The sequence below is a fragment of the Isoptericola sp. BMS4 genome (assembly GCF_011634835.1).
Taxonomy (GTDB): Bacteria; Actinomycetota; Actinomycetes; order Actinomycetales; family Cellulomonadaceae; genus Isoptericola.
In genome coordinates this window covers 218,973-232,636 of record NZ_SIRP01000001.1, presented here as the reverse complement: position 1 = coordinate 232,636, position 13,664 = coordinate 218,973, and the positions used below count along the sequence as shown (strand labels likewise).

General features: G+C 74.6%; 14 protein-coding genes. 11 read left to right on the top strand and 3 right to left on the bottom strand.

All coding sequences use genetic code 11. The annotated features are described in order from the left end of the window. Positions 1-19 precede the first annotated feature (19 nt). Positions 20-418: a DUF1304 domain-containing protein gene (locus EYB28_RS01040; RefSeq protein WP_166844116.1), complete on the bottom strand. Its 399-nt coding sequence runs from the start codon at positions 416-418 to the stop codon at positions 20-22. Positions 419-503: 85 nt separating this feature from the next. On the opposite strand from EYB28_RS01040, the gene EYB28_RS01035 reads away from it, so the two are divergent. The 6 genes from EYB28_RS01035 (at position 504) to EYB28_RS01010 (ending at position 4,350) form a co-directional block, all read left to right on the top strand. Beyond that, positions 504-1,085: a TetR/AcrR family transcriptional regulator gene (locus EYB28_RS01035; RefSeq protein ID WP_166844114.1), complete on the top strand. Its 582-nt coding sequence runs from the start codon at positions 504-506 to the stop codon at positions 1,083-1,085. A 90-nt stretch (positions 1,086-1,175) separates the two neighbouring features. Then, a complete protein-coding gene (locus EYB28_RS20565) occupies positions 1,176-1,391 on the top strand; it encodes a DUF2180 family protein (protein ID WP_166844112.1) in 216 nt (71 codons plus the stop codon). 190 nt (positions 1,392-1,581) lie between these two features. Further along, positions 1,582-2,745 (top strand): MFS transporter, encoded by a 1,164-nt coding sequence (locus tag EYB28_RS01025; RefSeq protein ID WP_166844110.1) that lies wholly within the window; start codon positions 1,582-1,584, stop codon positions 2,743-2,745. An 86-nt stretch (positions 2,746-2,831) separates the two neighbouring features. Beyond that, on the top strand, positions 2,832-3,557 hold the full coding sequence (locus EYB28_RS01020; protein WP_240930325.1) for an AzlC family ABC transporter permease: 726 nt from the start codon (positions 2,832-2,834) through the stop codon (positions 3,555-3,557). Beyond that, on the top strand, positions 3,550-3,870 hold the full coding sequence (locus EYB28_RS01015; protein WP_166844106.1) for an AzlD domain-containing protein: 321 nt from the start codon (positions 3,550-3,552) through the stop codon (positions 3,868-3,870). Before EYB28_RS01020 ends, EYB28_RS01015 begins: the two co-directional genes overlap by 8 nt. Before the next feature lie 36 nt (positions 3,871-3,906). Beyond that, on the top strand, positions 3,907-4,350 hold the full coding sequence (locus tag EYB28_RS01010) for an Lrp/AsnC family transcriptional regulator (RefSeq protein ID WP_166844104.1): 444 nt from the start codon (positions 3,907-3,909) through the stop codon (positions 4,348-4,350). Between the two features lie 18 nt (positions 4,351-4,368). Here the strand turns inward: EYB28_RS01010 and nhaA are convergent, their stop codons facing one another. Both nhaA and EYB28_RS01000 read right to left on the bottom strand, forming a co-directional pair. Beyond that, a complete protein-coding gene (nhaA, locus tag EYB28_RS01005) occupies positions 4,369-6,192 on the bottom strand; it encodes a Na+/H+ antiporter NhaA (RefSeq protein WP_166844102.1) in 1,824 nt (607 codons plus the stop codon). Positions 6,193-6,254: 62 nt separating this feature from the next. Continuing rightward, positions 6,255-6,542: a UBP-type zinc finger domain-containing protein gene (locus EYB28_RS01000; RefSeq protein ID WP_166844100.1), complete on the bottom strand. Its 288-nt coding sequence runs from the start codon at positions 6,540-6,542 to the stop codon at positions 6,255-6,257. Between the two features lie 116 nt (positions 6,543-6,658). On the opposite strand from EYB28_RS01000, the gene EYB28_RS00995 reads away from it, so the two are divergent. The 5 genes from EYB28_RS00995 (at position 6,659) to EYB28_RS00975 (ending at position 13,596) form a co-directional block, all read left to right on the top strand. Beyond that, on the top strand, positions 6,659-8,353 hold the full coding sequence (locus tag EYB28_RS00995; RefSeq protein WP_166844097.1) for an FAD-dependent oxidoreductase: 1,695 nt from the start codon (positions 6,659-6,661) through the stop codon (positions 8,351-8,353). A gap of 66 nt (positions 8,354-8,419) precedes the next feature. After that, positions 8,420-11,191 carry an HAD-IC family P-type ATPase gene (locus EYB28_RS00990; protein ID WP_166844095.1) on the top strand — a complete coding sequence of 924 codons (2,772 nt, stop codon included), beginning with the start codon at positions 8,420-8,422 and terminating at the stop codon, positions 11,189-11,191. Between the two features lie 44 nt (positions 11,192-11,235). Beyond that, positions 11,236-11,508 carry a GlsB/YeaQ/YmgE family stress response membrane protein gene (locus tag EYB28_RS00985; protein ID WP_166844093.1) on the top strand — a complete coding sequence of 91 codons (273 nt, stop codon included), beginning with the start codon at positions 11,236-11,238 and terminating at the stop codon, positions 11,506-11,508. Positions 11,509-11,630: 122 nt separating this feature from the next. Continuing rightward, on the top strand, positions 11,631-12,890 hold the full coding sequence (locus tag EYB28_RS00980; protein WP_166844091.1) for an arginine deiminase: 1,260 nt from the start codon (positions 11,631-11,633) through the stop codon (positions 12,888-12,890). A gap of 241 nt (positions 12,891-13,131) precedes the next feature. Next, the gene (locus EYB28_RS00975) at positions 13,132-13,596 is read left to right on the top strand and encodes a DUF2255 family protein (RefSeq protein ID WP_166844089.1); all 465 of its coding nucleotides are present in this window, start codon (positions 13,132-13,134) and stop codon (positions 13,594-13,596) included. The last annotated feature ends 68 nt before the right edge of the window (positions 13,597-13,664 follow it).

Here is a 13,664-nt window from a genome sequence, read left to right as displayed (position 1 = left end):
CCTTCTGTGGTGCGGGGTTTCAGAGCGAGACGCCGGTCAGCAGGCCGGCGGTGAGGAGGGCGGCGGCGAGCAGGGGGAGCGTGCCCTGCGTGAGGGCCGCCCTCCGCTTGTCCGGCGACGAGACGAGCAGCACGACGGCGGCCGCGAGCATCGAGCCCGTCCCGGCGAGGACGAGCGCCGCGCCGGCGCCGGTCGCGCCGCTCGCGGTGAGCACGATGCCGACTGCCGTCACGACGGCGAGGAACAGGTTGTAGAAGCCCTGGTTGAACGCCAGCACGCGCGTCGCGGCCGCCTCCTGCTCGGTGGTGCCGAACGTGGCGCGGGCGCGCGGCGAGGTCCAGGCGACCGACTCGAGCCAGAAGATGACGACGTGCAGGGCGGCGGCGAGCGCCGCCAGGACGAGTCCGGTGACGAGCATCGCGCGCACTCCTCGTGGTTCTGAAACGGTCGGTTCACAACATAGACTTGCAACGACCGTTCCACAAAACCGCGGGGAGTGCGACATGGGCAGGACGCCGGCCTACGAGGCCGACCGGGTGGTGCGCGCCGCGCGGGAGGTGTTCTGGCGCGCGGGCTACGAGGGCGCGTCCGTGCCCGCGCTGGAGCACGCCACCGGCCTCAACCGGTCGAGCATCTACCACGCCTTCGGGTCCAAGCGCGGCCTCTTCGACGCCGCCGTGCAGAGCTACCTCGACGATGTCGTGCGCCCCCGGCTGCGCCCGCTCGTCGCGCCCGACGTGGTACCCGACGCGATCGTCACCTACCTGTCCGGCCTGCGTGCCGCCCTGGGCCGGGAGGGGGAGGTGCAGGCCACCTCCGGCTGCCTGCTCGTCAACACCTCCTGCGCCCCGATCGGCGACGACGACGCCGTGCGGCGCACCGTCGCCGACTACCGGGCCGAGCTGCGCGCCGCCTTCGGGCGAGGCGTCGACGCGCGCTTCCCGGGCCGCGACGCCGCCGGGCGCGCGCACCTGGCCGACGCGTGCACCTCCGCCGTGGTGAGCGCCTTCGCGCTGGTGCGCGTCGACCCCGACGGCGCCCGCGCCGCGCTCGACTCCGTCCTCGCACTCCTCGCGACGGCCTGAGGGTGAAGTCTCCCGCACCCGGTGCCGCCCGACCGGCCCGGGCCGCGAGCGGCCGGTGTCGGCCGTACCGTGGACGCGGAGGCGAGCCCGATGAACTGTCTTGAGTGTGCGACCAGGTTCCAGCGCGAGACGACGGCGGTGTCGACGTGCTCCCAGTGCGGCGCCGCGAGCTGCGTCGAGCACACGTCGGTGGGGAAGGCCACCGTGGCCGAGCACTCCCCGGGCATCCCGAGCTCGCTGCCCCTGCCGGGCCGGCGGCTCTTCTGCCCGGTGTGCGCCCCGGAGAACGCCGAGAGTCTGCGATAGGGCCTGCCGGCGCCCGTTGATATCCTCGACGCCGTGAGTCCCGAGGCTTCCAGACGCTGACCGCAGGTCGAGCGGCACCCCCGCGGGTGCCGAGCTCCCTGCGTCCACTGACTCACGCCACCTGAGCACCGCGCCGCCGGCGTGCCGCACGCACGCGCCCGGACGTGCTCCGACGTCTGGAAGCCCACCCATGCCCGTCCTGATCCATGTCCTCGCCCTGGCCGTGTTCGCCCAGGGCACCAGCGAGTTCATGCTCGCCGGACTCCTCGTCGACCTCTCCACCGACCTGACGATCACCCCCGCCGCGGCAGGCTCCCTCACCTCCGCGTACGCGGCCGGGATGGTCCTCGGGGCGCCCACGATGGCGGCGGCCGCCGCGCGCCTGCGCCCTCGCCCGGCCCTCGTGGCGTTCCTCACGCTGTTCGTCGCGGCGCACGTCGCCGGGGCCGCGACCGGCTCGTTCGCCGTGCTGTTCGCCACCCGGGTCGTCGCCGCCCTCGCCAACGCCGGGTTCCTGGCCGTCGCGCTGGGCGCGGTGGGGCGGGTCGTGCCGCCGCGGCTGACGACCCGCGCCGTGGCGGTCCTGCTGTCCGGGATCACGGTGGCGACCGTCGTGGGAGCGCCCGCGGGCGCCGTCGTCGCCCAGGCGCTCGGCTGGCGGGCCACGTTCTGGGCGGTCGCGGCCTTGTGCGTCCCCGCCATGGTGGCGCTCGCGCTGCAGCGGTCGCTCGACGCCGCGGGGGAGCCCTGCCGGTTCGACCCCCGCGCCGAGCTGCGCGTCCTGCGCCACGGCCCGGTCGCGACGGCGGTCGCGCTCGCCGTGGGCGTCAACGGCGCGACCTTCGGCGTGCTCACCTACCTCGCCGTGATCGGCGCGAACGCGGGGATCGTGGGCCTCGGAGCGCCGCTCCTGCTCGCGGCGTTCGGTGCCGGCGCGTTCGTCGGCGTGAACGCCACGGGGCGGTGGGCGCCGGGCCGCGAGCGGTGGTGGATCCTCGCGGGCTGTGCCGCGCTGCCCGCCGTGTGGGCGGGCTTCGCCCTGGTGGCCGCCCTGCCGTGGGCGGTCGCGGCGGCGGCCGTCGTCGCGGGGGCGGTCTCCTTCGCCGTGGGGTCGAGCCTCGTCGCCCGGATCGTGCGCGAGTCGGCCGCGGCCCCCGTGCTGGGTGGCTCCTACGCCACGGCGGCGCTGAACCTCGGGGCGTTCGCCGGCCCGTTCGTCGCCGGGGTCGCCCTCGCCGCGGCCGGGGCGACGGCGGTGCTCTGGTACGCCGTCGCCGTCACCGGCGGGACGTTCCTGCTGGCGGTGGCAACCCTCCGACGGCGACGCAGCAACGGAATCGTCACCATCTCGTGATCGGGTGACGAATCGTTGCCCCGTGGGGGTGCGTGGGGGCGATGTTCGCAATCGCGTGCCGCGGAGAACATGCAACCCTTGCCGACGTGACAGATGCACTGCCGATCCCGGTGACGTCGCGCCGGGACCAGATCGTCGCCGGGGTGCGGGACTCGTTCGCCGCCGGCCTGGGGATGTACCCGATCGGGATCGCGTTCGGCCTGCTCGTGGTGCAGTCCGGCCTGCCGTGGTGGATGGCTCCCGGGCTGTCGATCGCGGGGTTCGCGGGCTCGCTGGAGCTCCTCGTCGTCGGCCTCGCCGCCGCCGCGACCCCGCTGGCCACGATCGCGCTCACGACGTTCCTCGTGAACTTCCGGCACGTGTTCTACGCGTTCAGCTTCCCGCTGCACGTCGTGCGGGGGCGCGGCGCCCGCGTGTACTCGATGTACGCGCTGATCGACGAGGCGTGGGCCGTCGCGGCGGCCACCCCCGAGAAGTGGACCGGGCCGCGCCTGCTGTCCATGCAGCTCGCCTACCAGGCGTACTGGGTCAGCGGCGGGCTCACCGGCGTGCTCGTGGCCGGGCTGATGCCCGGCCCGGTCGAGGGGCTCGAGTTCGCGCTGTGCGCGCTGTTCGTCACCCTGACCCTGGACGCGGCCCGCAGCCGCCGGGAGGTGCCGACCATGCTGCTCGCCGCGCTGAGCTTCGCCGGCGGCCTCGCCGTCGCGCCGGACGACGCCCTGTTCGTCGCGATGCTCGCGTTCGTCGCGCTGCTCGCCGTCCGGCACCTCGCCACGGTCCGCCTGCGCCCGGCGGGGGACGCCCGTGCCTGACCCCGGCTACCTGCTGGCGATCCTCGGCATCGTCTTCGGCATCACGTTCGCCCTGCGCGCCCTCCCGTTCGCGGTGCTGGGGCCGCTGCGCGAGTCGCGGCTCGTGCGGTCGATGTCCGGGTGGATGCCCGCGGGCGTGCTGCTCATCCTCGCCGCCAGCACGTTCCGGAGCAGCGCCGCCGACGACCGGCTGTGGCAAACGCTCGTCGCCGTCGCGGTCACCGCGGCCGTGCACGTGGCGGCCGGCCGGCGCACCCTGCTCAGCGTCGGCGCGGGCACGCTGACGTTCGTGCTGCTCGTCAACGTCGTCTGACCGAACTCGTTCGGCAGTCCGGGGGAGGATGAGCCCATGGACGCCATCGACCGGGCGATCGTCGACGCCCTCACCGCCGACGGCCGCATGACCAACGTCGAGCTCGCGGACCGGGTCAACCTCACCCCCGGGCCCACCCTGCGGCGGGTGCAGCGGCTGGAGGCCGACGGCGTCATCCGCGGGTACCGGGCGGTCATCGACCCGGAGTCGCTGGGCCGGGGGTTCGAGGTGCTCGTCGACATCGACCTGCTCGTCAACGACCGCACCACGGTGCGGCGGTTCGAGGCAGCCCTCACCGCGTTCGACGAGGTGGTGGAGGTGCAGCGGCTCTTCGGCTCCCCGGACTACTTCGTGCGCGTCGCCGTACCGAACCTCGAGTCCTACGAGCGGTTCCACATGGAGAAGATGCTCGAGGTGCCCGGCATCCGGCGGGCGAGCTCGCGGTTCCGCATGAAGACGGTCAAGGAGCCGACCGCCTGAGCCCTGGAGTCACGGGCGTCAGGAGCGGCGTCGCCGCGCCGGGTCGAGCTCGTTCGCCTCCAGCGCCGCGACGAGCGTCCGCGCGTCGTGCGGGCCGCGGTGCCGCACCCCGTCCAGGAAGAAGGTCGGGGTGCCGCGCGCGCCGCTGGCCCGCGCGCTCGCCATGTCGTCGCGGACCCGCACGTGCAGGGCGTCGTCGGCCATGTCGGCGTCGAACCGCGCCAGGTCCAGGCCCGCGGCGGCGGCGTGCTCGCGCAGGTCGCCGGGCTCCAGGCGGGACTGGTGGGCGAACAGCTCGTCGTGCATCGCCCAGAACCGGCCCTGCCGGTGCGCCGCCTCCGCCGCGACCGCGGCCAGGTAGGCGTGCGGGTGCACGTCGGTCAGCGGCAGGTGGCGCACCACGTAGCGCACCCGGTCGCCGAAGTGGGCGCGCAGCTCGGCGCCCATGCCGGTGGCGCGGGCGCAGAACGGGCACTCGAAGTCGAGGTACTCGACGACGGTGTGCGCCGCGTCGTCGTCGCCCTTCACGTGGTCGCGGGCCGGGTCGACGGCGGGGGAGAGCGCCATGGGCAGGTCGGCGCTGTCCTCGCCGAAGCGCACCCGTGCCACGGTGAACACCACCCAGCCCACCAGCGACGCGATCACCATGGCCAGCAGCACCCCGACCGTCGCGGCCTGGGCGACGGCCGGGTCGTCGAAGGCGAGGTCCACGACGAGCAGCGACACCGTGAACCCGATCCCGGAAAGCGCGGCGCCGCCCAGGACGCTGCCCGGTCCCACGCCGTCGGGCAGGGTGCCGAGCCGGGCGCGCACCGCCGCCCACGTGCCGAGCCCGATGCCGACGAGCTTGCCCACCACCAGGCCGGCGACGACGCCCCACGTCACGACCGACCCGAGCGCGTCCCCCAGCGCGCCGCCCCGCAGGTCGACGCCGGCGTTGGCGAGCGCGAACACCGGCACGACGACGAGCGACACCGGGCCGCGCAGCGCCTCGTGCAGGCGGTGGTTCACCGAGATGGACCGGGCGAGGCCCGCGCTCGCGTTGCGGGCGACGCTGGCGCTCGGCGACTGCCAGTAGTCCCGGAACAGGCTCTTCGCCTGCAGCACGTCGGCGCGCTCGGTCGCCAGGGCCGGCACGAGCAGCCCGGCCAGCATCCCCGCGATCGACGGGTGCACGCCCGCCTGCACCGTCGCGCCCCACAGCACCACGACCACGACGACGTACGGGGCGCTGCGCCACTCGCGCATCCGGCCCAGCAGCCACAGCACACCGAGGCACGCGACCGCCAGCAGCAGCGCTCCGAGGCGCACGTCCTCGGAGTAGACGACGCCGATGATCCCCACGGCGAGGAAGTCGTCGACGACGGACAGGGTGAGCAGCAGCACGCGCAGCTGGCTCGACATCGCCGGCCCGACGAGCGCGAGCACGCCCAGCAGGAACGCCGTGTCGGTGCCGACGACGACGCCCCAGCCGCCCGGCGCCGCGTGGCCGGCGACCGCGAGGAACACGAGGGCGGGCACGAGCACCCCCGTCGTCCCGGCGACGAGCGGCACGAGTCGCTGGCTGCGCTGCCGCAGCGACCCGATCGCGAGCTCCTGTCGCACCTCGAGCCCGACGACGAAGAAGAACAGCACCATGAGGCCGTCGTTGACCCAGTGGTGCAGGTCCATGTCGAAGCGGAGGTCGCCGACGTCCACGTGGATCGGCAGCTCCCACAGGTGCTCGTACGCGCCGGAGAAGGGCGAGTTGGCCCAGACCAGGGCCGCCACCGTGACGCCGAGCAGCAGCAGAGCCGCGCCGGACTCGGTGCGCAGCCGTTCGCGCAGGGACACCACCGACATCAGGCCCTCCCGTCCTCGCCGCCGGACAGAGCCTATGACGCGCACGCCTCCGGGCGGCCCGCCTACGACGCGGCCCCGGGCATCTCCCGCCCGGGGATGAGCACCGCCTCGGGGAAGCAGTACCCCCAGTGCTCGCCGGGTTCGATCGAGCGCATGACGGGGTGGGCGCTCGTGCGGAAGTGCGCGGTCGCGTGCCTCGCCGGCGACGAGTCGCAGCACCCCACGTGCCCGCAGCCCAGGCACGCGCGCAGGTGCACCCACGTGCCTCCGGTCGCGACGCACTCCGGGCACTCACCGGTGGTCTCGGGCGCGACGGGAGAGATCCCGTCCAGGTGCGTGCAGCTCGTCATCCGGCGCTCCTCGGTCGTCGCTCGTCGGGCCCGACCAGCGTGGCCCCTCGGCGCGGGCAGGGCAACAGTCCGAGGGCAGCTCCCCGCGCGGAGGCGCCGCGACCTACGCTGGCCGCATGGCCGACCGCCCTGTGATCCTGCTCGTGGCCGACGCGCACGCACAGCGCGTGGAGGACGAGTTCCGCGCCCGCTACGACCGCGACTATCAGGTCGAGCTCGTCCGCTCGGGAGCCGCCGCGCTCGACCGGCTGCGCGACCTGGTGCGCGCGAGCAGCCTCGTGGCCATGGTCGCCGCGGAGAACCGGCTGCCCGACGGCGGCGCGATCGAGCTGCTGCACCAGGTGCCCGCCGTCTCCGCGACGGCCCGACGGGTCGCCCTGCTGCCGACGGAGGAGTACGCGGGGGCGCTGGACGAGATGCGCGCCGCCGCGCTGCGCCGCGACATGGACACCTTCGTCGGCATCCCGCGCGGCGCCCGCGACGAGGAGTTCCACGTCGCCCTCGTGGAGCTGCTGTCCGAGTGGGGGTGGTCGGTGGCCCGCCCGACCGTCACGGCGACCGACGTCGTCGCGCACCCCGGGGACCGCACCGCCGCCGCCGTGCACGACCTCCTCGAGCGGCTCGGCGTGCCCCACCGCACCCTCGCGCCCGGCGACGACGCCGCACGCGACGTCCTGGAGTCCGCCGGGGCCGGCGCCGGGCTCCCGGTGGTCCGGTCGTACGACGGGCGCATCCTCACCTCCGCCACGGCCGCGGCCGTGGCGGAGGCGATGTACGGGGGCCACGACGGCATCCCGCCGGGGGAGATCGCCGACGTGGCCGTCGTGGGCGCCGGCCCGGCCGGTCTCGCCGCCGCCGTGTACGCGGCGTCCGAGGGTCTGTCGACGGTCGTGCTGGAGCGGGACGCCATCGGCGGCCAGGCGGGGTCGAGCTCGATGATCCGCAACTACCTCGGCTTCCCGCGCGGGATCTCGGGGATGCGGCTCGCGCAGCGCTCCCGCGTCCAGGCCGGGCGTTTCGGGGCACGCTTCTACACGGGCCGCCCCGCCGTGCGGGTCGAGCCCGGTCCGGCCGGCGAGCCCGAGCACCACCACGTGCACGTCGACGGCGCGCAGCTGTGCGCCCGGACCGTCGTCCTGGCCACCGGCGTCGCCTACCGACGCCTGGGCGTGCCCGGCGTCGACGACCTGGTCGGGGCGGGCGTCTACTACGGCGCGGCCAGCTCGATGGCGCGGGAGATGGCCGACCGGACCGTCTACGTGGTCGGGGGCGGCAACTCCGCCGGCCAGGCCGCGATCCACCTCGCGAAGTTCGCCGGGACGGTGACGATCCTCGTCCGGCGCGGCGGGCTGTCCGAGACCATGTCCGACTACCTGGTGCGCGAGATCGAGGCGACGCCGACCATCGCCGTCCGGCCCCGCGCCGCCGTCGTCGACGGGGGCGGCGACGGCCACCTGCAGCACCTGGTGATCGAGGACCTGGACACCGGGGAACGGTCGTGGGCGCTCGCGGACGGGCTGTTCTGCCTCATCGGGGCGCGGCCCGACTGCGGCTGGCTGCCCGACGGTCTTGCCCGTGACGACCACGGGTTCGTGCTCACGGGGCGCGACGTGCCGACCGGGTCGTGGGTCGACGGGCGCCCGCCCGCCAGCCTGGAAACGACGCTGCGTGGCGTCTTCGCGGTCGGCGACGTGCGGGCCGGGTCGATGAAGCGCGTCGCGTCGGCGAGCGGCGAGGGCGCGTCCGTCCTGCCGCTGGTGCACGCCCACCTCGCGTGGCTGCGGGAGCAGGAGTACGGCAGCACGGACTGACCCGCGGCGTGTGGACGGCGACGCCGTCGTCGCGCGCGCCCGCGGGATCGCGGGTGGAATGGCGACATGGCATCTGCGCAGGACGTCGTCGCCGCACCGCGGCCCTGGGCGCTTGCGCCCGAGGAGGTGCTCGCCGCCCAGGGCGTCGGCCGGGACGGGCTGGACGGCGCCGAGGCGGCGGCGCGCCTCGGGCGGTTCGGTCCGAACCGGCTCGCTCCGCCGGAGCGCGACCCGCTGTGGAAGCGGGTCGCCGTGCACTTCGACGACGTGCTGATCTACATCCTGCTCGTCTCCGCGGTGCTCAAGGCGATCCTCGGCGACTGGGTCGACTTCACCGTCATCCTCGCGGTCGCGGTGATCAACGCGGCGATCGGGTTCGTCCAGGAGGGACGCGCGGAGAGCGCGCTCGACGCGATCCGCACCATGCTGTCCCCGCACGCGGAGGTCCGGCGCGACGGCGCGTGGACGCAGGTCGACGCCGAGGACGTGGTCCCCGGGGACGTCGTCCGCGTGCGCTCGGGGGACCGGGTCCCGGCGGACGTGCGGCTGCTGCGGGCCACCAACCTGCGCGTCGAGGAGTCGGCGCTCACCGGGGAGTCGGTCGCGGCGAGCAAGCGGGTCGACGCCGTCGACGCCGAGTCCGGCGTCGGGGACCGCACGAGCATGCTGTTCTCCAGCACCCTCGTCGCGGCGGGGCAGGGGGTCGGCGTCGTCACCGCGACGGGCGAGGCCACCGAGATCGGCCGCATCCAGACGATGATCTCCCAGGTCGGGGACCTCGAGACCCCTCTGACCCGCCAGCTCGACCGTTTCGGCAAGGGGCTGGCCGTGCTCATCCTGGGCATGGCCGTGGTGATGGTCCTCGTGGGGCGTCTGGTGCACGACTTCGACGTGCCCGAGCTGGTCTCGGCGTCGATCGGGTTCGCCGTCGCGGCCGTGCCGGAGGGGCTGCCGGCCCTGGTGACGATCACGCTCGCCCTCGGCGTGCAGCAGATGGCGCGGCGCCGCGCGATCACGCGCAGGCTGCCCGCCGTCGAGACGCTCGGGTCGGTGACGACCATCTGCTCGGACAAGACCGGCACGCTGACCAAGAACGAGATGACCGCCCGGTCGGTGCGCACCGCGGCCGGCGAGTTCGACGTGGACGGCGCCGGGTACGCGCCCGACGGCGGGGTGACCGCCGACGGGCGCGCCGCCGAGCTCGACGGCCACCCGGACCTCGCCGCCGTCGCGACCGTGATGATGCTCTGCAACGACGCCCGCGTGGTGCCGGCCGACGACGCCGCCGAGGGCTGGCGGCTGGTGGGCGAGCCGACCGAGGGAGCGCTGCGCACCCTCGGGATGAAGGCGGGCGTCGACCACCGCGGCTGGGAACGCATCGACCTCGTCCCGTTCGAGTCGGAGAACAAGTTCATGGCCACGCTCGACCGCGGCCCGGACGGCGAGGTCCAGGTGCACGTCAAGGGCGCCCCCGACCGCGTCCTGGACCGCTGCACCACCCAGACCGCCGCGGACGGCGGCCCCGAGCCGCTGGACCGCGCCTTCTGGGAGGGGCGCATCGACGCGCTGGGCGGGCAGGGCCTGCGCGTGCTGGCCGCCGCCCGCCGCCGCGCCGACCCTGGCGCCACGACGCTCGACGTGGCGGACCTGGACGGCCCGGACGGCCTGGAGCTGTGCGGCCTGGTCGGCATCGTCGACCCGCCGCGGCCCGAGGCGATCGACGCGATCGCGCGCTGCCGGGCCGCCGGCATCCGGGTCACGATGATCACCGGCGACCACGCCGGCACCGCCGTCGCGATCGGCCGCGAGATGGGGATCGTCGACGGCGCGCCGGACGACGACGCCCCGGCGGTGCTCACGGGGCCCGAGCTGGAGCGGATGACCACCGAGCAGCTGCGCGCCGTCGTGCGCGACGTGGGCGTGTACGCCCGCACCAGCCCGGAGCACAAGATCCGCATCGTCTCCGCGCTGCAGGCGCACGGCGAGGTCGTCGCGATGACGGGCGACGGCGTCAACGACGCCCCGGCGCTCACGCAGGCCGACGTCGGCGTGGCGATGGGCATCAAGGGCACGGAGGCCACCAAGGAGGCTGCCGAGGTGGTGCTCGCCGACGACAACTTCGCCACGATCGAGGGGGCGGTGGAGGAGGGGCGGCGGATCTACGACAACATCCGCAAGTCCGTGCTCTTCCTGCTGCCGACCAACGGCGCCCAGTCGCTCGTCATCCTCGTGGCCGTGCTGTTCGGCCTGACGCTGCCGCTCGCCCCCGTGCAGGTGCTGTGGATCAACATGATCACGGCCGTCACCCTGTCGCTCGGGCTCGCGTACGAGAAGGCGGAGGCCGACGTCATGGACCGGCCGCCGCGCGATCCCGGGGCGTCGATCCTGGACGCCGTCTTCGCCCGCCGGGTCCTCGTCGTCTCCCTGCTCATCGGCGGCGCCACGATGTTCGCCTTCTACGCCGAGCGGGCGCAGGGAGCACCGCTCGACGAGGCGCAGACGACGGCGGTGACGATGCTGGCCCTGGGTCAGCTCGCCTACCTGTTCAGCTGCCGGTTCCTGGACTCGTCGAGCCTCACCCTCGACGTGCTGCGCGGCAACCGCGTCGTCTGGGTCAGCGCGGCGGCCCTGGTCGCCCTGCAGTGCGTGTTCGTCTACGCGCCGTTCATGCACGCCTGGTTCGACTCGGCGCCGATCGGGCTCGTCGAGTGGGGCAAGACGCTCGGGCTGGCCGTCCTCGTCTTCCTCCTCGTCGAGGTCGTGAAGTGGCTGGGTGCGCGCCGCCGCACGCCTGGTGCCGGCGCGTCGCGAGTCGTGAGGGCCGCCGAACGGGCGTAGGTTCACGGCACCACACCCGGAGCATCGACCAGGGAGGCCGGACCATGACCATCAGCGGCATCTTCACCGCGATCATCATCGGCGCCGTCATCGGGGCGCTGGGCCGCCTCGTGCTGCGCGGCCGGCAGAACATCTCGATCATCGCGACGATCCTCGTGGGCATCGTCGCCGCGCTCATCGGAACCTGGGTCGCGAGCCTGATCGGCGTGAGCGACACCGGCGGCATCGACTGGATCGAGCTCGCGCTGCAGGTCGCGCTGGCCGCCGTCGGGGTCTCGATCGTCGCGGGGGCGTCGGGACGCAAGCCCGCGGCCTGACGCCGCCCGCCCGGGGCTTCGCCGCGCGCCGGCCCGCGCACCGTGCCAGCATCGTGGTGGTGGCCGCCCCCGCAGGCGGCCACCACCACCGACCCGGGCCGGCCGACGAGAGGTTCGCGCCCATGACCACCACGCCCGCGGCACCGGCTGCCACCCACGGCGTCCACTCCGAGGTCGGCCGCCTGCGCAAGGTGCTGGTGTGCGCGCCCGGCCTCGCGCACGAGCGTCTCACCCCCACGAACTCCGACGAGCTGCTCTTCGACGACGTCATGTGGGTGGAGGCCGCGCAGCGCGACCACGCCGACTTCGTCGACCAGCTGAGTGCCCGCGGGGTGGAGGTCGTCGAGCTGCACGACTTGCTCGCGGAGACGATGGCGGACCTGCGGGCGCGCGCGTGGCTGCTGGACCGCAAGGTCGTCCCGAACCGGGTGGGGCTGGGGCTCGTCGAGCCCGCACGGGCCTACCTCGACGGCCTGGCGCCGGCGGAGCTGACCCGCTACCTGCTCGGCGGGCTGTCCACCGCCGACCTGCCGGACGACTACCGCACGGGCTACGTCTCCCTGGCCCACGAGTCGCCGGACGCCCGCGAGTACCTCCTCCCGCCGCTGCCCAACACCCTCTACACGCGGGACACCACGTGCTGGATCTACGGCGGGCTCACGCTCAACCCGCTGTACTGGCCGGCGCGCAAGGAGGAGACCCTGCTGATGAAGGCGGTCTACGCCTTCCATCCCGGCTACCGTGACGCGACGGTGTGGTGGGGGGACCCTGAGGTCGACTGGGCCCAGGCCTCCCTGGAGGGCGGCGACGTCATGCCCGTCGGCGACGGTGTCGTGCTCGTGGGGATGAGCGAGCGCACGTCGCGGCAGGCGATCAGCCAGCTCGCCAAGGCGCTGTTCGACGCCGGCGCGGCGCGCCAGGTGGTGGTCGCCGGCATGCCGCGACTCCGTGCCGCCATGCACCTGGACACCGTGTTCACCTTCGCCGACCGCGACCTGGTGACCGTGCACCCACGGATCGTCGACGGCATCCGCCCCTACGTGCTGTACCCGAGCGACCGCTCGCCCGGCGTCGAGGTGGTCGACGCCCGGGGCAAGCCCTTCGTCGACGTGGTCGCGGAGGCGATGGGCCTGCCGCGGCTGCGGGTCGTCGAGACCGCCGGCGACGTGTACGCCTCCGAGCGGCAGCAGTGGGACTCCGGCAACAACGCCGTCGCCGTCGAGCCGGGTGTCGTGTTCACCTACGACCGCAACACCCAGACGAACGCGGCGCTGCGGAACGCCGGGGTCCAGGTCGTCGAGATCGTCGGGGCGGAGCTCGGGCGAGGGCGTGGCGGAGGGCGCTGCATGACGTGCCCGATCGTGCGCGACCCCCTCGACTGAGCGCCCGGCGCTCGCGTGCAGCGACGGCGTGCGGACCGCGTGGTCGTCGGGTGAACGTCGGCGTGGCGGGAATAGACGAGCCCTCTGAGCAGGTTCGACTGTTCGCCGGGTCTCGACCTCCGGCCGCTCGCGCGGCCGAGGAGAGCGGCCCGTGCGCCCCTCCGACCCGACCGAAGGACCGATCACGCCTATCGCCCGCACCCCCGAGCCCACCACGACGCACGACCGCGAGGAGACTCCCTTGGCCATCGCGAGCCCCCGTGACCTCAGCCCGCTGGCTGCCGCGCCCACCGTCCACCTCGTGCTCTCGGGTGCGGAACGGGCAGCGAAGAGCTGGGTGGTGCAGCTCGGCACGGACCTGTACGTGCGGACGGTTCCCGGCGCGGTCTCGGCGTGGTCGGGAGGAGGTCCGGCGCACCTGCGGCTCGACGGCGCGGAGCACCCCGTCGTGCTGTCCGAGGTGGCGCCCGAGGTGCACGGCCCGCTCGACGACGCGTACCGCGCGAAGTACGGCCGGTGCGCGCCCGAGAAGGTCGACGCCGTGACGTCCGACGCCGTCGTCGCGTCGACGTTCCGCGTGCGGCCCCGGCGGCTGCCGTGGTGGACGAGGGTCGCCGCCCGCGCGCAGTCCGCTCGCCGCGGCCGCGAGGCGCTCCCGCGGGTGTCGCACGCGGGGCGCCGGGACGTCGCCTGCCCGACCTGCTGACCTGATCCGTCGTCCCGCCGGGCACCGTGCGGGAATCGGATGGCGCCCTGCCCCGGTCCCCGGGCAGG

Excerpts from the sequence above, each read along its gene's own strand:
- EYB28_RS01040 (WP_166844116.1), bottom strand. The coding sequence starts at position 418 with ATGCTCGTCACCGGACTCGTCCTGGCGGCGCTCGCCGCCGCCCTGCAC.
- EYB28_RS01035 (WP_166844114.1), top strand. The coding sequence starts at position 504 with ATGGGCAGGACGCCGGCCTACGAGGCCGACCGGGTGGTGCGCGCCGCG.
- EYB28_RS20565 (WP_166844112.1), top strand. The coding sequence starts at position 1,176 with ATGAACTGTCTTGAGTGTGCGACCAGGTTCCAGCGCGAGACGACGGCG.
- EYB28_RS01025 (WP_166844110.1), top strand. The coding sequence starts at position 1,582 with ATGCCCGTCCTGATCCATGTCCTCGCCCTGGCCGTGTTCGCCCAGGGC.
- EYB28_RS01010 (WP_166844104.1), top strand. The coding sequence starts at position 3,907 with ATGGACGCCATCGACCGGGCGATCGTCGACGCCCTCACCGCCGACGGC.
- nhaA (WP_166844102.1), bottom strand. The coding sequence starts at position 6,192 with ATGTCGGTGGTGTCCCTGCGCGAACGGCTGCGCACCGAGTCCGGCGCG.
- EYB28_RS01000 (WP_166844100.1), bottom strand. The coding sequence starts at position 6,542 with ATGACGAGCTGCACGCACCTGGACGGGATCTCTCCCGTCGCGCCCGAG.
- EYB28_RS00995 (WP_166844097.1), top strand. The coding sequence starts at position 6,659 with ATGGCCGACCGCCCTGTGATCCTGCTCGTGGCCGACGCGCACGCACAG.
- EYB28_RS00990 (WP_166844095.1), top strand. The coding sequence starts at position 8,420 with ATGGCATCTGCGCAGGACGTCGTCGCCGCACCGCGGCCCTGGGCGCTT.
- EYB28_RS00985 (WP_166844093.1), top strand. The coding sequence starts at position 11,236 with ATGACCATCAGCGGCATCTTCACCGCGATCATCATCGGCGCCGTCATC.
- EYB28_RS00980 (WP_166844091.1), top strand. The coding sequence starts at position 11,631 with ATGACCACCACGCCCGCGGCACCGGCTGCCACCCACGGCGTCCACTCC.